The following is a 21,611-nucleotide window of genomic DNA, read 5'->3' on the forward strand; positions in this document are numbered from 1 at the left end:
ATTATTTTCCCGTCCCGCTGGAAGCCAGCAGGCGCGGTTCGTCCACCCCGCTCAGCTGGTTCAGGCGCATGAAGGTCCGCGGCCCGGCCACGCCGTCCGCTTTCAGGTTCTGCCTGGCCTGGAAAGTGCGCAGCAGGCGGCGCGTGGGCTCGTCCAGCGGCCGCTCGGTGCGCGGCGCTTCGAGCTTGTTCAGTTCCGCCAGGCGGCCGGCGATCCAGTCCACGTCCGGGCCGGTGTCGCCGGGGTGGATTTCGTCGCGGAAGGCGCGCGGCTGCTTCCACAGGGTCGTGAATTCGCCGTCGAAGCGGGTCGCCAGCGCGCCCAGGCTCACCTTCTGGCGCTGGCCGTTCACGCTCAGCACCGCGCTGTCGGCATCCATCGAGGACAACACCGCATAGCCGAGGTTCTGGCCGTCGTGCAGGGCGACGATGGCCGGGCGGTCGAGCAGGCGCAGTTCGTAGATGCCGCCGCGCCCCTGGTAGCAGCGCAGGTTCAGCTTGGGCGCGCCCTGGCAGGGTTCGTCCGTCGGCAACTGCTGGCCCCATAGGGCGCCCAGCTCGCGCAGGGCTTCGGTGTGGGTGGCCAGCAGCAGCGGTTTGGACGTGGTTCCCCCGACAGGAATCGAAGCGCTGCCTTTGAGAGGCTTCTGTGCCGGCTGCACGGCATTCTTCGCAAGCTGTGGCGCAGGCGCGGTCGAAGCGGCAGGCGCCGGCGGCGCGGCAGCACGCGGCACCGCCTGCCACGCCGCGGCGCTGATCGCCGCCCCGGCCAGCACCCCGCCCGCCACCAGCGGCCAGCGCATCGGGGGGCGCTGTACAGGCGCTTCGTTCGCGAACACTTCCTCGGCCGCGCGGCGCAGGATCTTCGGCGTCACCACGCTGCTGTTCTCGACGTAGGCGCCAAGCAGCGCGCGGTCGCACAGCAGGTTGATGCGGCGCGGAACGCCCTGCGTGAGGCGGTGGATCAGCGGCGCCAGCGAGCCGGGAATCGGGTTGCCCGGATGCGCGCCCGCCACCGTCAGGCGGTGCGTGACGTAGGCGCCGGTCTCGGATTCGGACAGCGGCCCCAGGTGGTAGCGCGCGATCACGCGCTGGGCCAATTGCTCCAGCTCGGGCTGGGCCAGCATGCTGCGCAGCTCGGGCTGGCCGATCAGGATGATCTGCAGCAGCTTGCGCTCGCTGGTCTCCAGGTTGGTCAGCAGGCGCAGCTGTTCCAATACCTGGGGCGACAGGTTCTGCGCTTCGTCGATCACCAGCACGTTGTTGTTGCCCTGGGCGTGGCTGTCCAGCAGGTATCCGTTGATCGCATCGACATAACTCTTCACGCCCAGCGCACCGGCGGATGCGGGCGGCAGCTCGATGCGGAACTCGTCGCAGATGGTCAGCAGCAATTCCTCGACCGTCAGCTTGGGGTTGAAGATATAGGCCAGGCGGCAATTGTCGGGGATCTGCTCGATGAAGCAGCGGCAGACCGTGGTCTTGCCGGCGCCGATCTCGCCCGTCAGCAGGACGAAGCCGCCGCCGCTGCCGATGCCGTAGAGCAGGTGCGCCAGCGCCTCACGGTGGCGCTCGCTCATGAAGAGATAGCGCGGGTCGGGCGCGATCGAGAACGGCTGTTGCTTCAGATTGAAGTAGCTGGTGTACATACCAAGGAATACCCTAGCGGCCGGGCGGCAGCGGTTTGAACTTCGCGCAGTATATTTTGCTTTTGCTATTGTAGTAAGCGATCTTGCTGCCGGAGGCGGAAACCCGCAAAGGATATTGGGAACTATCTGCCGGCGGGTAGCGCACGCCGACCGCGCCGCGGATCGCCTGCTCCAGCTGGTCCGGCGGCACTTCGGCCACCGCAACCAGGAACACCAGTTCGCTGGTATCGTCGCTGACCATCACCTCGGTGACAGGCGCGCCCCACAGGGTGGCTTCGCCGGTGCGGAACCAGAAGGCCCCGCCCTCGTGCTTGTACGGGGCGCCGAAATGGCTGCTGAGCCAGGAATAGAAGTATTTGTTGTCGATCTGGTCCCGGCACAGCAGTGCGCCGCCGATCACGGGGCCGAAGGTGGATGGCTGCTTGTCCTGGGTCTGGGCGGACGCCGCGCCGGCGAGGATCGCCAGAAGCAGCGGCAACAGCCGCAAGGCCGTCACAGCTTGGACAGCCATGCGCGGTTGGCGGCGATCTTCGCCTTCACCGACGCCGGCAGGGCGTCGTAGCAGCCGGGATGCTGCTTGAGGGCGTGCTCGCGCACTTCCTTCTCCATGCCATTGACGAGGAATACATAGACGGGGGCACCTTCCGCATTCTTGCGTGTGCCCAGATAGCGAATCACGATGGGTCTCCTTGCACGAGCCATCCATTATGACATCCGTGCCCCGATCCGGCCATTCGCGGCGCGCAAGCGTCCTTCAGGGGGCGGTGCTGCCGATCTCGCGGTAGGTGTCGTCGTTGCGCTCCAGCCACATCTGCAGCAGTTCGCGGTTGTCATGCTGCCAAGGGTGAAAGCGCGGCGACAGGTAGTCCAGGCTGGGCTTCAGCAGGCTCCAGGCCAGGCCGCGGCGCCCGAACCACATGCGCGCGGCGCTGGTCCAGGTGCCCAGGCGCCAGAGGGCGCCGTCGCGCCGCAGGTTGTGGACGGTCTGCAGCGTGGTGTCCATCCAGAACACCAGGCTCACGTGCAGGAACCACAGCACCCGTTTCAGGTAGCCGCCGCCGGCCGCGCGGTAGACGTCGAAGGCGACCGCCTTGTGTTCGAGTTCCTCGGCCGCGTGCCAGTTCCACAGCGTGCGCAGCTGCGGATCGGCGCCGTCCAGCCAGGCCTGGTTGCGCAGCACGTAGTCGGCCAGCATGGCCGTGTAGTGTTCCAGCGCGCAGGTGATGGCCAGGCGATCCGGCACCGGCAGCTTGCGGATGCGCTCCACGCGCACCTTGATCGACGGCTCCATCGTGTAGTCGAAGCCCTGGCGCGCCAGCTCGGCGTTGTACTGCTGGTGCACGAAGCGGTGGCTGGCTTCTTGGCCGACGAAGTCCTTCACCTCGGCGCGCAGCACCGGGTCGAGGATGGCTTCGGGCGGCGCCGCACGGACGCTGTCGATGAACATCTGCTCCCCGATCGGGAAACTCATCGACAACGCATTCAGGAAGGCGGTGCGATAGACGTCGCCGCCCAACCAGTGGCGCGGAAAGCCCTGGGACAGGTCGACATTCAGCTTGCGGACGGTTAGCGAGGACATCCAATCAATATACACCCGCACAAGCCGCACGGCGCCTCTCAAAACCGAAGGTTCATTCGAAATTCCAGGGCCGGCCGCCGCACCGCTCAGCCCTGGTCTTTTGCACTTCGCGCCGCGTTTTTGCACGTCTGTCGTTTTTCGCATGCAGACAAGGCAGGCTTGCCCTATCGTTCAGGCTCCCGGCACCGCCGCACATTCAAGCATAACAACGAGATCATGAAGACCGCCATCAAACTGACCGCCATTGCCGCCGCCCTCACCTGCGCCACCCTCGCCAGCCACGCCAGCTTCGCCCAGCCGCAACAGGCGCAAGCCGCCGGCATCGTCACCGAGCAGCGCCAGGTCGGCGCCTTCAGCGCGATCGAGCTGGCCGGTCCCTACCGCGTGATCGTCGACGCCCAGGCGCGCCAGGCCGTGACGGTGTCGGGCGAGCGCAAGGAGCTGGACGGCATGGAAGTCCTGGTGCGCGGCGACACCCTGATCGTGCGTCCGGTCTCGCGCGTCAGCTTCTCCTTCAGCTTCGGCAAGCGCCGCGAGACCACCACGGTCACGATCGGCGCCGCCGGCCTGAAAAGCCTGCGCATGAGCGGCAGCGGCGACGTCGACCTGGCCCACGCAAGCGGCGAGCGCTTCACCCTGGCCAGCACCGGCCCCGGCGACCTGCACGCCGACGGCGCGGTGCGCCAGCTGGTGGTGGAAAGCAGCGGCAGCGGGGACCTCGACCTGCGCGGCCTGAAGGCCGGCGACGCCAACGTCAGCATGCATGGCCCCGGCGACGTGCGCCTGGCCGGCGTCGGCAACGAACTGGCGGCCGAGATGAGCGGCTCGGGCGACCTGGAAGCCGACGGCCTGCGCGCCTCGCGCGTGACGGCGCGCATGCGCGGTCCGGGCGAGCTGAAACTGTCCGGCAGCAGCCGTGAGCTGAGCCTGGAGAGCAGCGGCTCGGGCGACTTCGAAGGCTGCGACCTGGCGGTCGAAAGCGTGCGCAGCGTACAGCGCGGCCCGGGCAGTGCCTGCATCGCCGGGAACATCCGCAAGTTCGAGGCCGAAGTCCATGGTTCCGGCGAACTGACTGCGCGCGGCCTGAACGCCGCGGCCAGCCAGCTGCGCCTGGGCGGCCCCGGCAACGCGGAGCTTGGCGGCAGTATCGGCAACCTGACGCTCGAATCGAGCGGCTCCGGCGACATGAACGGCGACAGCCTGAAGGTGGGCAAGGCCATCGTCCGCAGCCGCGGCCCGGGCGGCGTGAAGCTGCAGAACGTGTCGGACACCCTGGACGCCGAAATGCACGGCTCCGGCGAGCTGGAAGCCGGCATGTCCGGCAAGCGCCTGCTGCTCAAGATGGACGGCCCCGGCAACGCCCGCATCGCCGGCAGCGTAGCCGCGGTGAGCGTCCAGATCAACGGCTCCGGCAGCCTCGAAGGCCGCCGCCTGAACGTCGGCCAGACCGATATCTCGGTACGCGGCCCGGGCAGCGCCTCGGTCAACGTGGTCGGCAACGGCAAGGGCGATGCCCGCGGCCTTGGCCAGCTGCTGCTGGTCGACCGCAGCGGCTCGCACCATCAATAAAAGTGAAAGCCCTCCTCAACGTTCTTGAAACCCGGCTGCTGCGGCGGCCGGGCTGGCTGCGGATGCCGTCCGCGCCGGCCATCCTCGTCTCCGACAGCGGCTTCACGGTGCGCGGCCTGGCCGTGCCCTGGGATGCGGTGAGCCGGATCAGGGCCTGGCGCGGCGATCCTTCGGGCGGCGCCCAGCCCTGGCGCGACCTGCACGGCGACATCTGCCTCGACATCGCCGCCGACATCGACGCCCGCATCATCACTCTCAGCGAGGCCCAGCGCGGCTTCGACGATTTCGTCGCCATGGCCGACCGCAAGATGACCTTCCCGCTCGGCTGGTGGGACCATCTCGGCGGACCCGGCACGCGGCGCCAGGGCGTCACCCTGTTCGACCGGCTCCGCCGCGCTGGCGGCATTGTTATTTAAAATGGAATTCTAAAACCAAAATATCAGAAATTATCTTTCTTCCGATATCAGTCAAGATGACCTCACTGTCAACCACGAGGAGGTCATCATGCAAAGCAAGTCCACCCATTCCAACACCCCTAACCGCGTCGCGCTCGTCACCGGCGCTTCGCGCGGCATCGGCGCCGCCATCGCCCGGCGCCTGGCGCGCGACGGCTTCGCGGTCGCCGTCAATTACGCCAGCAAGGAAGCCGAAGCCGCCGCCGTGGTGGCCTCGATCGAGCAGGAAGGCGGCCGCGCACTGGCCGTGCGCGCCGACGTCGCCAGCGCCGCCGACGTCAAACGCATGTTCGCCATCGTCGAAGAGCAGCTCGGCCGCATCGACGTCCTCGTCAACAATGCCGGCGTCCTGCCTTACGTGACCATCGCTGAGACCAGCGACGAGGTGTTCGAACGGACCTTCGCGATCAACGTGCAGGGGACCTTCAACACCATGCGCGATGCCTACACCCGCCTGAACGACGGCGGCCGCATCGTCAACTTCTCGACCAGCGTGCTGCACATGGCGCCGCCGACCTACGGCGTGTACGTCGCCACCAAGGCCGCGGTGGAGGCCCTCGGCCGCGTGTTCACCAAGGAGCTGCGCGGGCGCGGCATCACCTGCAATGCCGTGGCGCCGGGTCCGGTGGCGACCGAGCTGTTCCTGGACGGGAAGACCGACGAGCAGATCCAGCAGGCCGCCGCCATGGCGCCGCTGGGGCGTCTCGGCCAGCCCGAGGACATTGCCGGCGTCGTGTCCTTCCTCGCGGGCCCGGATGCCGCCTGGGTCAATGGCCAGGTGCTGCGCGCGAACGGAGGTCTGGCATGAACCCGAAAATCATCCTGATCACCGGCGCCGGCAGCGGCATCGGCAAGCTGTCGGCCCAGTCGCTCGCGCAAGCCGGGCACACCGTGTACGCCTCGATGCGCGACATCGGCGGCCGCAATGCCGGCCGCGCCCACGAAATGCGCGCCTGGGCCGAGGCCGAGGGCCTGCGCCTGATCCCGATCGAGCTGGACGTTCTGTCGCAGGCGTCCGCCGATGCCGCCGTTGACGCCATCCTGAGCGAGCAGGGCCGCCTCGATGTGCTGGTGCAGAACGCCGGCCACCTGGCCGTAGGCCCCGCCGAAGCCTTCAGCGCCGAAGAAACCATGGCGGTCCTCGACACCAACTACGTCGGCGCCCACCGTGTCAGCCGCGCCGCCCTTCCGCAGATGCGCGCCCAGGAATCCGGCCTGCTGCTGTGGATCTCGAGCACCACCACGAAGGGCGGCTTCCCGCCCTTCCTCGGCCCTTACGGCGCGGCCAAGGCGGCAATGGATTCGCTGGCAGTATCGATGTCCTACGAAGTCGCGCGCTTCAACATCGAAACAGCGATCGTGGTGCCGGGCGCATTCACCCACGGCACCGAGCACTTCCCCAGCGCCGGCAAGCCGAAGGACGAAGCGCGCAGCGCGGCCTATGCCCGCTACGACGGCGTGATGGACCAGGTGGGCGAGCGCCTGTCGGCCCTGACGCCGCCGGAAGCCGATCCGCAGGCGGTGGCGGACGAACTGGTGCGCATCGTCGGTCTGCCGCATGGCCAGCGGCCCTTCCGCACGGTGGTCGACTTCATCGGCGACGGCGCGCGCGAGGTGCTGGAAGTAGCGGAAGCGGTGCGCATCGACTTCGCCCAACGGATCGGCATCGCCGACCTGCTGGCGCCGTCGCGGCCCGCCGTATAATCGGCGGCGTGCACACGGGAGGATGAGGAAGACGATGACGCAGATGGACCGGTTCCAGGAGATGCAGATCTTTGTCCGCATCGTCGAGCGCCGCAGCTTCACGCAGGCGGCCGAGGATCTGCTGCTGCCGCGCGCCACCGTCACCAATGCCATCAAGCGCCTTGAGTCCCGGCTTGGCGCCCGCCTGCTGGAGCGCACCACGCGGGTGGTCAACCCGACCCAGGACGGCGAGGCCTACTACCAGCGCTGCGTGCGCCTTCTGGCCGATCTCGACGAAGCCGAAGGCGCCTTCCGCGACACCGAGCCGGCCGGGGTGCTGCGCGTGAACCTGCAGCCCACGCTGGCCGAGCATTTCGTGTTCCCTGCCATGCCGGCTTTCCTGGCGCGCCACCCGCGCATCACGCTGCACGCGGGCGAAGGGGACCGGCTGGTCGACCTGGTGCGCGAGGGTGTCGACTGCGTGCTGCGCGCCGGCCAGCTGCACGATTCCTCGATGGTGGCGCGGCGCGCGGCCAACCTGGAACAGCTGACCGTGGCCAGCCCCGCCTATCTGGAACGCTTCGGCGAGCCGCGCGAACTGGCCGATCTTGCGCGCCACCGGGCCGTCCATTACGTGTCCACCGCCACCGGCCGCCCTTATCCGCTCGAGTTCATGACGGACGATGGCCTGAAACTGGCGCTGCCCCCGGCCGCGGTATCGGTCGCGGGCGCCTCGGCCTACACCGCGGCGGCGCTGGCCGGACTGGGCCTGGTGCAGGTGCCGCGCTATCGCATCGACGGCGAGCTGGCGGCAGGACGCCTGCGCATCGTCCTGCCCGGACTGCCGCCGCCGACGCTGCCGGTATCGGTGCTGTATCCGCGCCAGCGCCAGCTGTCGGCGCGGGTGCGGGTGTTCGCGGACTGGCTGCTGCAGTGCTTCGCGGAGCAGCCGCGCATGCCCTGATCCCGTGCTAATGTATCGGTGCCTCAAAATAACAACAGGGACACCATGACCTCAGCAAGCACACGTATCGCACTGCTCTGTGCGATGACCATCGCCGGCATCGCCCAGGCCCAGACCGCACCTCCCACGCCGCAATATCCCGCCCTGCCCTCGGAGACCCCGGCCGAATTCAACGCCCCCACCGTCGGCTTCAACTACGTCAAGCGCAGCGTGATGATCCCGATGCGCGACGGCACCCGCCTGAACACCGTCATCATCGTGCCGAAGGGCGCCCAGAACGCGCCCATCCTGCTGACCCGCACGCCCTACGACGCCTCCAGCCTGACCAGCCACGCCGAGAGCTCGGACCTGGAATCCATCCTGAGCGGCTACGACAATGCCGCCGACGTGATCGTCCAGGGCGGCTACATCCGCGTGGTGCAGGACGTGCGCGGCAAGTACGGTTCGGAAGGCGACTACGTGATGAACCGGCCGCTGTCCGGCCCCTTGAACCCGACCCCGGTCGACCACTCGACCGATACGTACGACACCATCGACTGGCTGATCAAGAACATCCCCGAGACCAATGGCCGCGTCGGCATCATCGGCATCTCCTACGACGGCTTCCTGCCGCTGATGGCGCTGGTGAATCCGCACCCGGCGCTGAAGGCGGCGGTGCCGATGAACCCCATGGTCGACGGCTGGATGGGCGACGACTGGTTCCACCACGGCGCCTTCCGCCAGATCAACCTGTCCTACATCATGGAGCAGGTGGTCACGCGCGGTAACTCCGCCAAGTGGTACACCTCGAACTACGACGACTACGACATGTACATGCGCGCCGGATCCGCCGGCGAGCTGGCGCGCCAGCGCGGCCTCGAACAGAGCGGCTTCTGGCGCAAAGTGGTGCAGCACCCGAGCTACGACAGCTTCTGGCAGCAGCAGGCTATGGACAAGATCCTGGCCAGGCAGCCGGTCACGGTGCCGACCCTGCTGGTGCACAGCCTGTGGGACGCCGAGGACATCTACGGCCCCGTCGCCGTCTACAAGGCGATCAAGCCGAACGACAGGAACAACCTGGTCCACCTGACGCTCGGTCCGTGGAACCACGGCGGCGCGATCGGCGACGGCAGCAGCCTGGGCGCGCTGAAGTTCGGCAGCGATACGGCCCTGTACTGGCGCCAGGCGGTGCTGCGGCCCTTCCTCGACCGCCACCTGAAAGGCAACGAGGCCACGCCCGACATCCCGACCGTGACGGCTTTCGAGACCGGCACCAACCAGTGGCGCAACCTGGCGTCGTGGCCGAGTGCGGCCAAGCCGGTTGCGCTGCGCCTGGCCGCCGGCCAGAAGGCGGTGCTGGGCGCCGCCGCCGATGCGAAGGCCTACGACGAATACGTCTCCGACCCCGCCAAGCCGGTGCCCTTCCGCCAGCGCCCGATCCCGCCCTACGGCTACGACGAAGCCAAGGGACAAAGCTGGCCGCGCTGGCTGGCCGACGACCAGCGCGAAGCCTCGGGCCGCACCGACGTCGCAACCTTCGTCTCGGATGTGCTGACCGCGCCGGTGAAGATCAGCGGCGAGCCGATCGCCAACCTGGTCGCCTCGACCAGCGGCACCGATTCGGATTGGGTGGTCAAGCTGATCGACGTCTACCCGGACCAGGTGGGCAGCCAGCCGGCGATGGGCGGCTACCAGCTGATGATCTCGGGCGACATCTTCCGTGGCCGCTACCGCGAGGGCTACGACAAGCCGAAGCCGCTGGCCGCCAACAAGCCGCTGTCCTACCGCTTCGGCCTGCCGACCGCGAACCACGTCTTCCTGCCTGGCCACCGCATCATGGTGCAGGTGCAGTCGAGCTGGTTCCCGCTCTATGACCGCAATCCGCAGACCTACGTCGAGAACATCTTCCTGGCCAAGCCGGAGGATTACAAAAAGGCGACGCAGCGGATCTATCACAGCAGCTTCATCGAGCTGCCGGTGGTGGACACCGCGGTGGCGCGCTGACGGTGGCCGGCCTCGCCACCTATCGCGGCAGCTGCCATTGCGGCGCGGTCCGTTTCGAGGCCGACATCGACCTCTCACAGGGCACGATCCGCTGCAACTGCACGCTGTGCACCAAGCTGCGCAACTGGGCGGCGATCGTCCCTGCGGACCGTTTCCGCCTGCTGCAGGGCGAGGCGGCGCTGTCCGAGTACCGCTGCAACACGCGCACCGAGCAGCATGTTTTCTGCTCGGCCTGCGGCGTGCGGCCCTTCGGCAAAGGCACATCGCCGCGCTGGGGCGCGTATGTGGCGGTGAGCGTCAACTGCCTGGACGACGTACCGGCGGACATACTGGCGGCGGCCCCCGTCGCTTATCTCGACGGCCGCAACGACAACTGGTCGACACCTCCGTCCGACATCCGCAATCTCTAGCGCATCGCCGTGTCGAGGTAATGCACCTTGCTGCGCACGTAGAAAGGCCGCATGTGCACCGGGTCCGTGTAGATCGGCTCCCCTTCCGCGTTCACGGTCGGGCAGATGCCGTCCTTGCAGATGGTGTCGACCGGATCGATCGGCACCGCGCCGGTCGCCTGTGCGATCTGCAGCAGGCGCTGGCGCGGCGCCGCATTGTCGTTGTAGAAGCGGTCGACGCGGAAGGCCTCCATGTCGGTGCGCGGTTTCATTTCACCGAAGCGCGAACCGGTGATCATCGAGCGCGGGTCGAACGGATTGCCCGAGGGCGGCTGCAGCACCAGGAACACGCGCTTGCCGGCCGCGCGCAGGCGGGCGATGGACTGCTCCAGCGTCGCATAGGCCGCCTGCTGCGCGGTCTTCGCGGGGAAGATCTGCATGGTGCCATTGACCGGCATCTCGACATCCTGCTGCCAGTTCGCGAAATAACCGTACCAGGAAGCCGCGACCACCACGGTGTCGACGTCCTGTGACGCCGCCAGCCGCCAGGCGTCGCTGACGGTGGTGGTGCAGGTCGGATAGCGCAGCCGCGGCAGGCGCACCGCGCCTTCGATCGGCGGGCAGCCGCCCTGGGTCGCGAAGATCACGCGCCGGCGGTCGAAGCGGCCTTCGCGCAAGCCCTGCGAGACCAGCGGCGCATACTGCTCCATGACGGAATCGCCGATCAGGACCGTGGTGCCCTTGCCCTGCCCTTCGAGCTGCTGGAACAGCGAGCCTTGATAGCGCAGCGGTTTCATGGCCGGGTCCGGGAAACCGAGGTCGTTCAGCGCGCCCATGTAGCGCGCGACCGCGGTGGATTGCATCCGCTCCGGAAGCAGGCCGGCCTTGACCATCACCCCGAGCATGCCGAAGCAGGCCATCGCCGCCACCAGTCCCTGGATGGCGCGGCGCTTGTTCGGCGACTTCTGCACCGGGCGCTCGATCAGGTGGTAGGTCAGGAAGGCCAGCGCCAGCGCCGCCAGCACCAGCACTGCCTTGGTAAGCGCCTGCGGCTTTTCACCCTCGATAATGTAGCCGAAGGACAGCAGCGGCCAGTGCCACAAATAGAAGGGATAGCTGACCAGGCCGATCTTCACCATCAGCGGATTGCCGAGCAGGCGGCGGTTGATGAAGGAGACGTTGCCGGCGGCGATCAGCGCGCAGGTGCCGAGCACCGGCAGCAGCGCCCAGGCGCCGGGAAAATTACTCTGCCCCTTGATCAGTACTGCGCCCAGCACCAGCAGCACCAGGCCAGCGCTCGAGACCAGCAGGGGCTGCGGCAGCAGCGGGCTGCGCTTGGTCATCGCATACGCCACCAGGCCGCCGGAGGCCAGTTCCCAGAACCGGGTGACGGGCGAAAAATAGGCTTCGGCCGGATGGTTGAAGGTGGCGTACAGGCCGTAGAAGAAAGAGCCGCCCAGGGTCAGCGCCAGGAAGGCCAGGATGCCGAACCTGACCTTGAAGCAGAGCGCCATCGCAATCGGCCACACCAGGTAGAACTGCTCCTCCACGCCCAGCGACCATAGATGCAGCAAGGGCTTGGTGACGGATTCGTTGTCCCAGTAGCCGGCCTCGCTCCACAGCACCAGGTTCGACACGAAGGCCGCCGCCGCAGCGACGTGCTTGCCCAGCTGGGCGAACTCCTGCTGAAGCAGCACGTACCAGCCGAAGGCCAGCACCGCCAGCACGACTGTGATCAATGCCGGGAAGATGCGCCGGATGCGGCGCACGTAGAAGCCGCGGATGGTAAAGGATCGCTGCTTGAGGTCCTTCAGGATGATGGAGGTGATCAGGAAACCGGAGATGACGAAGAAGACGTCGACGCCGATGAAGCCGGAACGCAGCCACTTGGGCCAGGCGTGGAACAGAACGACAAGGCCGACGGCCACGGCGCGCAGGCCGTCGATGTCCGGGCGGTAGGTGATCGTGTGTGCTGCGCTTGCCTTGAGAACTTCGTTGCTGTCTCGGCGAATATCCATGTAGCAACCTCCACATGACGCGTCATCGCAGTCTTGCTCAACGATTATGATGTGTCAAACAGACTGTCTATCGTGCGCGTCAGGGCTTTTGCTTGTGGCTATCGTCCAATCAGACGCTGCAGCCCGCGCATCGACGCCGCCACTGCCTCCAGCGGCCGCAGCCCGTCCGGATACTCTTCCTGCTCGAGCACGATCCACTCAGCCCCGCCCGTTGTGCGTACGGCCTCATACACACCGGGCCAGTCGGTGCGGTCCTGACCGATCAGCGGCTTGCCCTGCCCGCCTTCCACCAATTTGGCCTTGAAGTGGGAAGAAATGGTGCGGCCGGGATAGCGCTTGACCAGCACCACCGGGTCCTTGCCGGCAAAGACGGTCCAGCCGATGTCCTGCTGAAGGATGACTTCGTGCGGCGTGCCGGCCGCGATGCCGTCCCAAGGCGTGCGGCCGTCCGGCCCCGTCATTTCCTGCGCGTGGTTGTGGTAGCCGATCCGCATGCCGAGCGGCTGCAGGTTCGACGACAGTGCGGCCAGTTCGCGCGCGATGGCACCTGCGCCCTCGACCGATGCGCCGCGCTTGTCCCAGGCGATCACCAGGTTGCGGCAGCCCACGGTCCGGTAGAAGGCAGTGGTCTCGGCGAAGCGCGCATCGGACAGCGCGGCGAAATCGAGGTGGGCGCCGGCCCATTGCAGCTTCTGTTGGTCGAGGAAGGCGCGCAGGCCGGCGGGATCCTTCGCGTAGCGGCCAAACTCGCCGGCGAATTCCACACCCTGGAAACCCATTCCCGCCAGTGTGGCCAGCGTGCCTTCGAAGTCCTGCTTGAGATCGTCCTTCACGGACCACAGCTGCACGCCGACGCGCGGGGCCGGCTCCGCGGCCTGGGCCAGCGATGAGGACAAGAAAAGGGCCAGCAGGATGCGTTGCAGGGTCATGCGTGTCTCCGGTTTTTTTTGGCAAGTGTAAGATAAATCGGCTGACTCATCACTTACCGATACCGACCATGAACATCGACACCCACACCACGCTGCGCCACATCGTCCTGTTTGCCTTCAAGGACAGCGCCACCAACGACGAGATCGACGCCATCGTCGCCGGCTTCGGCCGATTGAAAGACCTCATACCCGGCATCACCGCCTACGAATGGGGGACCAACGTCAGCCCCGAGGGCCTGAACCAGGGCTTCAGCCACTGCTTCACGCTCAGCTTCGCCAGCGAAGAAGACCGCAACGGCTATCTGCTGCATGCGGCGCACCAGGCTTTTGTCGATACGCTGGGCGCCAGCCTGGAGAAGTCGCTGGTGATCGACTACTGGGCGCAATAAACCCTGGCTTTGCGCATTGTCATGCAATATTTCCATGTGGCAATGGTAAAATGAAGCCATTGCCGCAAGATTTACCTGGAACTCAGCATGTCGATCAATGAAGTCGCCTCGAACCTCAAGGCGCGATTCAACCTTCTTCTCTGCCTCGACCTCATCGTTTTCGTCTGCATTTTCGTCGTCGCAAACCGACCCGATGGCTTGGCGATCACGGTCAGCGCGCTGATCCTCGGCGTCGGCGTGCTGATCTACCGATGCACGGTTGGCGTCAAATCCTACCTGGCCAAATCGAAGACGCCGCCGCGCAAGACCGAGCGCGAGTTCGGCAAGCGGGTCCAGTCCAAGGCGGTCAGCGCCGCCCCCGTCCCCGCCAGGCCGAACAGCAAGTCCTGGCTGCGCGATTCCGAATAGAAGAATCAGGCCGCGGTCTTGCCTGACAAACGCTTCAGGCGCTCCAGCGCCGTCTCGCCGGCCGTCTCCGGCTGGCTCACCGACTTGCGGATCGCATCCAGTTCGGCCTGCTGGTCGAGCGGCTTCTGGCCGATGTCGGCGACGATGCGCAGGCCGGCCGCTTCGTTGCTGACGGCCTGGGCGCGCTTGGTGAGTGCGTTCAGCGCGGTCGAATTGCCCTTCATGCTGGTCAGGCCGGCCAACTGGCTCTGGCGCTCCATGCGCAGTTCCTGCAGTTCCTTCTGCGCCTTGGCGGCCGCCAGCTGCTGGATCGCTTTTCTAGCCTGGGCGTCAAACTCGGCCAGCTGCTTGGACAGCGCGTCGACGATCTTCTGCAGCTCGTCCATGTAGGCGCGGGCGTCCGCCTCTTCCTGCACTTCCTGCGGCAGGCGCGCCTTGTTCGCTTCCAGCTCGTCGCAGAACAGCGTGACCGTGGCTTCCGAGATGGTGCCGGCGGCCAGGCGCTCGGCCAGCTTCTCGGCGGCGCGCTCGTCGCTGGCGATCAGGGTCTGCAGGTTGACCACGTCCTTGTGCTCCTTGTCGAAGGAGGCGCGGGCCGTCGCCAGCAGCTGCGCGGTGTCGCGCAGGGTGTCGACCAGGCGGTCGCGGTCGGCCTCGGTCGCGGTCTCCGGATCGAAGTTGGCGATCGCCTCCGAGATCCGGTCGCCCAGTGCGCCGAAGTGTTTCGACACCAGCCGTGCAGTCAGGCCCCATCCGCTTGCGTTGCTCATTGTCTTTCCTTTCGTGGGTAAAGATGTCATTGAATGACGATACGTTCCTGCTCCATCGGGATGCCGATCACGAAGTCGACATGGATGCCGCGCTTCGAGGTATCGCCATCGACGCTTTCGATGATCTCCGTGGTGATCAGTAAGTATTCGCGCCCGCCGCCCGCCAGTTCGCGCACGTAGGGCATGAAGTACATCTCCTGGCGCAGGCCGTGCACGCCTTGGGCGTCGTCGATGCGGATCTCGCGGCCCGTGAAGGGCTTGACGAAGTTTGCCGCGCCGCCGGCGTCGCGCATGAAGTCGATGCGCTCGCTGTCGCCGAATGCCGTGGCCAGCGTCACCTCGTCCAGCGTGTCGGCGAGCTGCTCGCGCCACAGCGTGTAGCCCTGGTCGCCGAGGCCGTAGCCGGCTTGGCCCGTGTAGGCGTCCTGATCGTCGGCGGTTTCCGGGATCACGCGCGCCAGCTGGGTGCAGTAGAGGATCTCGGCCACCTTGCCGTCGTCGCCGCAGAACACCTGCAGGAATTTCTCCTTCGCGTCCTCGTCGCCCTTGTCCAGGTAGAGGCGATACAGCTCGGTATCCGGCTGCAGGCGCATCTGCGAGACGGCCAGGATGCGCGTGTCGCCGGCCTCCGGCATGGCGATCAGCGAGCCGTTGGCCTGCGCGCGGATGATGGGCGAAGCCTGCATCTGCACCACGCTGCCGATGCGCGCGTCCAGCGGCACGCCTTCGTCCATGCGCGCTTCGCCCTCGGCCACGCCCTTCTTTGCCGCGACGCCGCGCACGTAGCTGAATACATCCTTCCAGGCCATCTGCTCAATTCCTTTCGAACGAATAATTCGGTTTGTTTGCTTCGCGGCGGGCCCTGGCGCGCTTCCACACGCGGTAGATGCCCCAGCCGATCAGCGCCAGCACGCCCAGCCACAGGACGGTGCCGAACACCGAGCCGCCTTTTGCGGGCGCCGCAGGTGCAGGGGCCACTGGCGCCCCCGGTGCCGCGGGCGCCGCCGCGCCGGCGCTGCCGCCCACGCTGCCGGCGCCGGCCTGGTTGGCCAAGTCGCCGGCGGAACCGCTCGGCGCCGGGTAGTAGCCGCCGTTGGCGCCGCTGTTATTGCCATTGTTGTTGCGGGCATGGGCGTTGGCGACCGAGTTGGCAAGCACGGCGCCGGCGATCACGTGACCCAGCCCTCCTCCGCCGCCGCCCTGGTTGATGATTATGGGCGGCTGTGCGGGCGCCGGCGCATTGCCATAGCCATAGCCTTGCGGCGGCTGCTGCGGCGTGCGCGCATCGCGCGGCTCGTAGCTTGGCGCCGGACGCGGGTTGTTACGCGCTGCCTGCGCCGCACGCCGTTCATCCAGCGTGCGCAGGGCGTTCGATTCCGAGCTTTCGCGGTCCAGCTTGCGCGACAGCGCCGAATCCGACTTGCGCGACTCGGAGGCCGGCGCCGAGCTGAAGGAGCCGAAGCCGCCGCTCGATTTCCTGGCCGCGCTGCTGTCGCTACTGCCCGATGCCTTCGACGCCGAGCGGCTGCTGAAGGAGCCGAAGCCGCCCTTAGCCGACGACGACGACGCCGAACGCTGCGACGAGAAGCCGCCCTTGAAGGACGAGGACTTCGACGGCTTGGCGTCCACCGGCGCCGCAGCGACGGACAGGGCCAGGCTCAGCGCCAGGGCGACATGTGCATACTTGGTAAAGGTCTTCAGCATGGTCAGGAGAGCCGTCGAAAGTTAGAATCAGGATAACGAAGGGCATGTTGACATGCACCGGTAAAAATATCAAAGGATTACCATGACGCGACGCTACCTGGACATGAACCAGCACGATGCCCTCTACACGGTGGCACGCAAGTACCCCGGCGGACTCGATGCGCTGGCGCGCGAACTCGATATGTCGGTGAACGTCCTGCGCAACAAGCTGGCGCCGACCATCGCCTCGCACTATCCCTCGTTCGAAGAGGTCTCATTGATCGTCGAACGCTGTCATGCAGCCGGCGTACCCGACGCCCACCTGCCGCTGCACGCCCTGCTGGTGCGCCACGGGATGGCCGCTTTCCTGGTGCCGCAGCCGGAGAGCGCGCGCCAGGACGACCTGTCGCAGACCGTGTGCCGGGTGATGAGCGAAGTGGGCGCGGTGGCGGAAGCCGTGTCGAGCGCATTGATCGATGGTAGGGTCACCGAGGCGGAGGCCGATCTGATCGAGCGCAAATTCCACTCGGCCCTGTCGGCCCTGGGCGCCTGGCGCGCCCGGCTCCGTAAAGAGACGGACGCCGGCTTGCATTGATCAGACGGCTTCCGCGGCTTCTTCGCGCGCATGGCTGCGCAGCGAGCGCAGGAACAGCCCGAGGCCGCCGAAAGCCAGCACCAGGATGCAGATGAGTTCGAAGGCCGACATGGTGCGCAAGCTCATGCTGAGCGAGGCGATCACGCCGAACACGAGGCCGGCCAGCGAGCCGACCGCCAGCAGCCAGCCGACTGCGCTGCGGGCGTTGTAGAAGATCATGGCGACGCCGATGATCAAGGGAATCAGGACGATGCCGCCCGTGATACCGACACTGCCGAAGCCGAACAGGCGCGTACCCCAGCCGAAGGCCGAGCTCACCACCACGCTGTTGAGCAGCAAATAAAAGCCGCCGCACATCATGACCAGGCCGAGGAAAAACTGGCCCGTACCGCCGCTGGTTCCGCCTGCTCCGCGCATTGCAACCTCCATGTATGGATGGGAAAGGGACGAACGCGTCAAACTATAGCAAAACGATATCGCACATGGCTTCGATTTTTCCGAAGTCATTCTTCCAAAAACTGCGCTTTTTCCGATGAGCCGTCTGGCTTATGCTTCACCTTGGAAATATAACCTCCAGAGGGTAAGCAATCATGAAACGCATCTTTCTTTTTCTCGCCACGAACGTGGCCATCATGCTGGTGCTGGGCGTATCGGCCAGCCTGCTGGGCGTCAACCGCTACCTGACCGCCAACGGTCTGAATCTGGGAGCCCTGCTCGGCTTCGCGGCCCTGATGGGCTTCGGCGGCGCCTTCATCTCGCTGTGGATGTCGAAACCGATCGCCAAGTGGACGACCGGCGCCCGCGTCATCCAGCAGCCGTCCAACGCCACCGAAGCCTGGCTGATGAATACCGTCGCCAGCCAGGCCCAGCGCGCCGGCATCGCGATGCCGGAAGTCGCCATCTACGACGGCGCCCCGAACGCCTTCGCCACCGGCGCGACGAAAAACGCGTCGCTGGTGGCGGTGTCGACCGGCCTGCTGGCCTCGATGACGCACGAGGAAGTCGAAGGCGTGCTGGCGCACGAGGTGGCCCACATTGCCAACGGCGACATGGTCACCCTGACCCTGATCCAGGGCGTCGTGAATACCTTCGTGGTGTTCCTGGCGCGCGTGGTCGCCTACGCGGTCGACAGCTTCATCCGCAAGGACGAGGAATCCAGCGGCCCGGGCATCGCCTTCTACGTGACCTCGATCGTCTGCGACCTGCTGTTCGGCCTGCTGGCCAGCATCATCGTGGCCTGGTTCTCGCGCCAGCGCGAGTTCCGCGCCGACCGCGGTTCGGCCCAGATCATGGGCACCCCGCGTCCGATGATCGCCGCGCTGCACCGCCTCGGCGGCATGGAGTCGGGCGAGCTGCCGAAGAACATGGCGGCCTCCGGCATCGCCGGCGGTGGTATGCTGTCCTTGTTCAGCACCCACCCGTCCTGCGAAGAGCGCATCGCAGCCCTGCAGCGCGCGTAAGACGGGGCCAGCCAGGAGACCAGGGAACACATGCGGTATTCATTCGCGCAGTCCGCGCTGCCCGTCATATTTGCGATCGGACTCGCGTTCGTGCTCCAGCACTTCGTCGGTTCGCTCGCCTGGGCCGGCCTGCTGGCAGTGATCACCTGGCCTCTGTATGAACGGCTGGTCCGGCGCGGCTGGCCGCGGCCGCTCAGCGCGGCCTTCCTGGTCCTGCTGCTGGTAGCGGCCTTTGCCGGCCCCGGCTTCGTGCTGGTGAATGCCCTGAGCAGCGAACTGGCCGGCGTACAGCGCTCGCTGGCCCACCTGAACGAAACCGGCGTGCCGGTGCCAGCCTGGCTGTCCAACCTGCCGATGGTGGCCGAACCGGCCGTCAAGTGGTGGAACGAGCACCTGGCCCGGCCGGGCGGCATCGGCAGCCTGGTGCGCAGCATCGTCGGCGACATGATGCCCCACCTGACCGGCGCCGCCCGCACCTGGGGCTCGATCATCCTGGCCAATGCGCTGTACCTGTTCCTGGCCCTGCTCACCCTGTTCATGCTCTACGTGCACGGCCCCGCCGTCGTGCGCCTGATGGACCGTGCCGGCGACCGCCTGCTGCCGGCCCACTATCCCACCTTGCGCCGGGTGTTCCCGCTATCGGTGCGCGGCACTGCGCTGGGCCTGTGCTCGGTCGCCATCCTCGAGGGCATCGTGCTCGGCATCGCCTACGGCCTCGCCGGGGCGCCGGCGCCGGCCCTGCTGGGCGTGATCACCGGCTACCTGGCCCTGGTGCCGGGCGGCGCGCCGCTGTCCTTCACCATGGTGTCGCTGCTGCTGCTGGGCCAGGGCCATTCGGGCGCGGCCCTGGGACTGTTCAGCTGGGGCGCCGTCGAACTGTTCATGGTCGACAAATTCATCCGTCCCAAGCTGATCGGCCAGCGCGTCAACCTGCCCTTCCTGGCCGTGCTGTTCGGCCTGCTCGGCGGCGTCTCGACCCTGGGCGTGATCGGCCTCTTCGTGGGCCCCTTCATGATGGCGATCCTGTTCGGCTGGCTGCGCGGCGGCGAGCATGCGGCGTCGATCAAGGCGCCGGAGTCCGCCGGCGTGCCCGACAAGACTGCCGACGTTTAAGACTCGCGCCGGTAGTGCATGGCGACTGCACCGTTACTGAGCGGCGTCGCCGAGATCAACGCGAGCCGCCGCGTGGCGAGCAGCCCACCCTCGTACAGGGTGGGGCCGTGGCCGGCGATCCTGGGGTGGACGAGGAATCTGTACTCGTCGATCAGACCAAGGCGGTCCAGTTGTGTGGCGAGCTTACCGCTACCGAGGAGCACGCCGTTCGGCGTCGCATCCTTGAGCTTTTGTACGCCCGTGAGCAGGTCCTCCGCGATGTGGTGGCTTTCGGTCCAGGAGTAGTCCTTGCGCGTCGAGGAGACCACGTACTTCGGCTTGTCCTCCAGCTTGCGCGCCCACTCGCGCATCGCCGGTGGCGCTTCCACGTCGCCGCGGGCGACTGCCGGCCAGTAGTCCTCCATCATCTCGTAGGTGACGCGGCCCCACAGCATCGCCCCGCTCTCGTCCATGAGGTGGGTGAAGAAGGCGTGCGTCTCGTCGTCGGCGATGCCTTCCTGGTGGTCGACGCAGCCGTCCAGGGTGAGGTTGATGCTGAAGGTCAGGAGTCCCATGGTGTTTTCCGTTTGCGTTCCGGGGCGTGCTGGTAGTTGATCCTGTCGATCGTTGCTAGGCGAGACCTGCTTGATGTGGCTGGCTGCTATCGCCCCGAAGCGGACTGTTGCCAAGCGGCATCCACCTATTCCGCGCGAGAGCTTACGCACGTATGGCAATCATTAACACTGGGACTCGGAATTTTAACAAGCTATTTTTGCTCCAATCCCAGCGTTCGTCGCAGCTGCTCAGAGAGTGGCCCAGCCTTGCGTTGCTCGAACCTTTTTCCGTCCGCTCCCGATATCAGCACATGAGTCTTAGGATCGTAAACAAGAGTTCCGATGGGGCCGTTTCTGCCATTCTCAGTCATTTTGAAAGTCAAGATGCCGTTCGCGGGATCAAATGATGTGACGACAATCTGGACGCCTAGCACATCCCGTCCATTGCCCCCTATCCAACCACCTATCCCGTTTGAGTCCAGGTAAATAGCGTCACCCTTAAGGACTGCATCCCCAAGAAATTCTGAATTTTTGGTGGCCCATATACCTACGACTTCGCCTGGTATCGGTGCGGCGATCGCGGAGCCCGATAGAAATAAAATGACGGTAAAAAGTGCTTTTTTCACGATAGACAGTTTGCTCCCTCTCGCTAGGTTTGACGCGTTTTGCGTCCGCTATTGGCCTATTGTGTTGAAAAACTCTTGGGCAAGCAGCAGTCCTTGATGAAGTAACTGTACAGGAAGGACGAGCGGCTGGCCCATCTTGGTTTGGCTAACTCATCACTAGATTCTCGTTTCGCCGTGCCGGTATCAGGTTTTTAGCCATTCGACGAAGATTTTGCACCGTGGCCGCGAGCAGAAACTCATCGTGGGCACCGCTGGGCCCACGCAATCGCAATTGCCTGAGCTTGAGAATGCGTTTGAGGTGGGCAAACAGCATCTCGACCTTCTTTCGCTCCCGACGCGATTCGCGATAGGCCGGCGTTTTACCGATCGCTTTGGCCACGTCGCGCGCAGGCTCATGCGGACTGCGGTCGATTTTACGAATGATCATGTTGGGACAGCACCTCGGTTTTAGCTGACAAACCTGGCAGTCGTACGAGCTGGCGCGATAGCGAAACGGATTTTTCTGTTGACTGCGCTGAGCTGGTTTCAAATATTTTCCGGCAGGGCAAACGTACCGGTTGTTTGCGGCATCGAAGGTAAAGTCGGTGCGACTGAAAGTGCCATCGTGATGCTCGGATTTGTCCCATACCGGCACGTGCGGAGCGATTCCCTTTTCGTCGACCAGCCACCCCAGCATGGCAGCCACGCCATAGTTCGTGTCGCCCACCAAGCGCCGTGGCTTCATGGCATATTTCTCTTCCACTCGATTGATCATGGTCTTGGTGGCTTCGACTTCGGCTGTCTTGGTCACTGCCGAGGCTTCGACATCGACAATCACCCC

General features: G+C 66.0%; 25 protein-coding genes. 12 read left to right on the plus strand and 13 right to left on the minus strand.

The features are described from left to right. Position 1: 1 nt before the first annotated feature. The 4 genes from AC07PE_RS20670 to AC07PE_RS20685 all read right to left on the minus strand — a co-directional run bounded on the left by AC07PE_RS20670 (position 2) and on the right by AC07PE_RS20685 (position 3,224). A complete protein-coding gene (locus AC07PE_RS20670) occupies positions 2-1,645 on the minus strand; it encodes an ExeA family protein (protein ID WP_498767923.1) in 1,644 nt (547 codons plus the stop codon). A 13-nt stretch (positions 1,646-1,658) separates the two neighbouring features. Then, positions 1,659-2,156: a hypothetical protein gene (locus AC07PE_RS20675; protein WP_498767925.1), complete on the minus strand. Its 498-nt coding sequence runs from the start codon at positions 2,154-2,156 to the stop codon at positions 1,659-1,661. After that, positions 2,138-2,323: a hypothetical protein gene (locus AC07PE_RS20680; protein ID WP_498767927.1), complete on the minus strand. Its 186-nt coding sequence runs from the start codon at positions 2,321-2,323 to the stop codon at positions 2,138-2,140. Before AC07PE_RS20680 ends, AC07PE_RS20675 begins: the two co-directional genes overlap by 19 nt. 76 nt (positions 2,324-2,399) lie before the next feature. Then, complete coding sequence (locus AC07PE_RS20685) at positions 2,400-3,224, minus strand: metal-dependent hydrolase (RefSeq protein WP_498767929.1); 825 nt, start codon at positions 3,222-3,224, stop codon at positions 2,400-2,402. Between the two features lie 216 nt (positions 3,225-3,440). Between AC07PE_RS20685 and AC07PE_RS20690 the strand changes: the two genes are divergently transcribed. The 7 genes from AC07PE_RS20690 (at position 3,441) to AC07PE_RS20720 (ending at position 10,288) form a co-directional block, all read left to right on the plus strand. Further along, entirely contained in the window at positions 3,441-4,793 is a 1,353-nt protein-coding gene (locus AC07PE_RS20690; RefSeq protein WP_498767931.1) for a GIN domain-containing protein, read from the plus strand. A 62-nt stretch (positions 4,794-4,855) separates the two neighbouring features. Further along, positions 4,856-5,209: a hypothetical protein gene (locus AC07PE_RS20695; protein WP_498767933.1), complete on the plus strand. Its 354-nt coding sequence runs from the start codon at positions 4,856-4,858 to the stop codon at positions 5,207-5,209. An 88-nt stretch (positions 5,210-5,297) separates the two neighbouring features. Then, a complete protein-coding gene (locus tag AC07PE_RS20700; protein WP_498767935.1) occupies positions 5,298-6,056 on the plus strand; it encodes an SDR family oxidoreductase in 759 nt (252 codons plus the stop codon). Next, on the plus strand, positions 6,053-6,952 hold the full coding sequence (locus AC07PE_RS20705) for an SDR family oxidoreductase (protein ID WP_498767937.1): 900 nt from the start codon (positions 6,053-6,055) through the stop codon (positions 6,950-6,952). The genes AC07PE_RS20700 and AC07PE_RS20705 overlap by 4 nt, the downstream gene beginning before the upstream one ends. 43 nt (positions 6,953-6,995) lie before the next feature. Next, positions 6,996-7,895, plus strand: a complete 900-nt coding sequence (locus AC07PE_RS20710; RefSeq protein WP_498767996.1) for a LysR substrate-binding domain-containing protein — start codon at positions 6,996-6,998, stop codon at positions 7,893-7,895. A 45-nt stretch (positions 7,896-7,940) separates the two neighbouring features. Continuing rightward, positions 7,941-9,878 carry a CocE/NonD family hydrolase gene (locus AC07PE_RS20715; RefSeq protein WP_498767939.1) on the plus strand — a complete coding sequence of 646 codons (1,938 nt, stop codon included), beginning with the start codon at positions 7,941-7,943 and terminating at the stop codon, positions 9,876-9,878. A 2-nt stretch (positions 9,879-9,880) separates the two neighbouring features. After that, the gene (locus AC07PE_RS20720) at positions 9,881-10,288 is read left to right on the plus strand and encodes a GFA family protein (RefSeq protein ID WP_498767941.1); all 408 of its coding nucleotides are present in this window, start codon (positions 9,881-9,883) and stop codon (positions 10,286-10,288) included. Here the strand turns inward: AC07PE_RS20720 and AC07PE_RS20725 are convergent. Then, positions 10,285-12,285 (minus strand): acyltransferase family protein, encoded by a 2,001-nt coding sequence (locus AC07PE_RS20725; protein ID WP_498767943.1) that lies wholly within the window; start codon positions 12,283-12,285, stop codon positions 10,285-10,287. The genes AC07PE_RS20720 and AC07PE_RS20725 overlap by 4 nt on opposite strands. Before the next feature lie 98 nt (positions 12,286-12,383). After that, entirely contained in the window at positions 12,384-13,214 is an 831-nt protein-coding gene (locus AC07PE_RS20730; protein WP_498767945.1) for a sugar phosphate isomerase/epimerase family protein, read from the minus strand. 68 nt (positions 13,215-13,282) lie between these two features. On the opposite strand from AC07PE_RS20730, the gene AC07PE_RS20735 reads away from it, so the two are divergent. After that, positions 13,283-13,603 (plus strand): Dabb family protein, encoded by a 321-nt coding sequence (locus AC07PE_RS20735; protein WP_498767947.1) that lies wholly within the window; start codon positions 13,283-13,285, stop codon positions 13,601-13,603. An 87-nt stretch (positions 13,604-13,690) separates the two neighbouring features. Next, the gene (locus tag AC07PE_RS20740) at positions 13,691-14,011 is read left to right on the plus strand and encodes a hypothetical protein (protein WP_498767949.1); all 321 of its coding nucleotides are present in this window, start codon (positions 13,691-13,693) and stop codon (positions 14,009-14,011) included. Positions 14,012-14,016: 5 nt separating this feature from the next. Here the strand turns inward: AC07PE_RS20740 and AC07PE_RS20745 are convergent, their stop codons facing one another. Genes AC07PE_RS20745 through AC07PE_RS20755 form a run of 3 tightly spaced genes read right to left on the minus strand, consistent with a single transcriptional unit; the run spans position 14,017 to position 16,485 of the window. Beyond that, positions 14,017-14,781 (minus strand): hypothetical protein, encoded by a 765-nt coding sequence (locus AC07PE_RS20745; protein WP_498767953.1) that lies wholly within the window; start codon positions 14,779-14,781, stop codon positions 14,017-14,019. Positions 14,782-14,807: 26 nt separating this feature from the next. After that, a complete protein-coding gene (locus AC07PE_RS20750; RefSeq protein ID WP_498767955.1) occupies positions 14,808-15,590 on the minus strand; it encodes a DUF2491 family protein in 783 nt (260 codons plus the stop codon). Positions 15,591-15,594: 4 nt separating this feature from the next. Continuing rightward, positions 15,595-16,485 (minus strand): hypothetical protein, encoded by an 891-nt coding sequence (locus tag AC07PE_RS20755; RefSeq protein ID WP_498767957.1) that lies wholly within the window; start codon positions 16,483-16,485, stop codon positions 15,595-15,597. Between the two features lie 82 nt (positions 16,486-16,567). Between AC07PE_RS20755 and AC07PE_RS20760 the strand changes: the two genes are divergently transcribed. After that, complete coding sequence (locus AC07PE_RS20760) at positions 16,568-17,059, plus strand: phage regulatory CII family protein (RefSeq protein WP_498767959.1); 492 nt, start codon at positions 16,568-16,570, stop codon at positions 17,057-17,059. Here the strand turns inward: AC07PE_RS20760 and AC07PE_RS20765 are convergent, their stop codons facing one another. Continuing rightward, positions 17,060-17,476 carry a hypothetical protein gene (locus tag AC07PE_RS20765; protein WP_498767961.1) on the minus strand — a complete coding sequence of 139 codons (417 nt, stop codon included), beginning with the start codon at positions 17,474-17,476 and terminating at the stop codon, positions 17,060-17,062. A 173-nt stretch (positions 17,477-17,649) separates the two neighbouring features. Between AC07PE_RS20765 and htpX the strand changes: the two genes are divergently transcribed. Next, on the plus strand, positions 17,650-18,519 hold the full coding sequence (gene htpX / locus AC07PE_RS20770; RefSeq protein ID WP_498767963.1) for a protease HtpX: 870 nt from the start codon (positions 17,650-17,652) through the stop codon (positions 18,517-18,519). 30 nt (positions 18,520-18,549) lie between these two features. Beyond that, positions 18,550-19,632 carry an AI-2E family transporter gene (locus AC07PE_RS20775; RefSeq protein WP_498767965.1) on the plus strand — a complete coding sequence of 361 codons (1,083 nt, stop codon included), beginning with the start codon at positions 18,550-18,552 and terminating at the stop codon, positions 19,630-19,632. Here AC07PE_RS20775 and AC07PE_RS20780 read toward each other — a convergent pair. The 3 genes from AC07PE_RS20780 to AC07PE_RS20790 form a co-directional block, all read right to left on the minus strand. Continuing rightward, on the minus strand, positions 19,629-20,186 hold the full coding sequence (locus tag AC07PE_RS20780; protein WP_498767967.1) for a dihydrofolate reductase family protein: 558 nt from the start codon (positions 20,184-20,186) through the stop codon (positions 19,629-19,631). The two genes, AC07PE_RS20775 and AC07PE_RS20780, sit on opposite strands and share 4 nt — an antisense overlap. Positions 20,187-20,377: 191 nt before the next feature. Further along, the gene (locus tag AC07PE_RS20785; protein ID WP_498767969.1) at positions 20,378-20,791 is read right to left on the minus strand and encodes a hypothetical protein; all 414 of its coding nucleotides are present in this window, start codon (positions 20,789-20,791) and stop codon (positions 20,378-20,380) included. Positions 20,792-20,936: 145 nt separating this feature from the next. Continuing rightward, positions 20,937-21,611: transposase (locus AC07PE_RS20790; protein ID WP_498767971.1), on the minus strand; the 675-nt coding region annotated here is incomplete at its 5' end.

The sequence above is a fragment of the Telluria sp. GW821-FHT07G12 genome, from assembly GCF_059418525.1.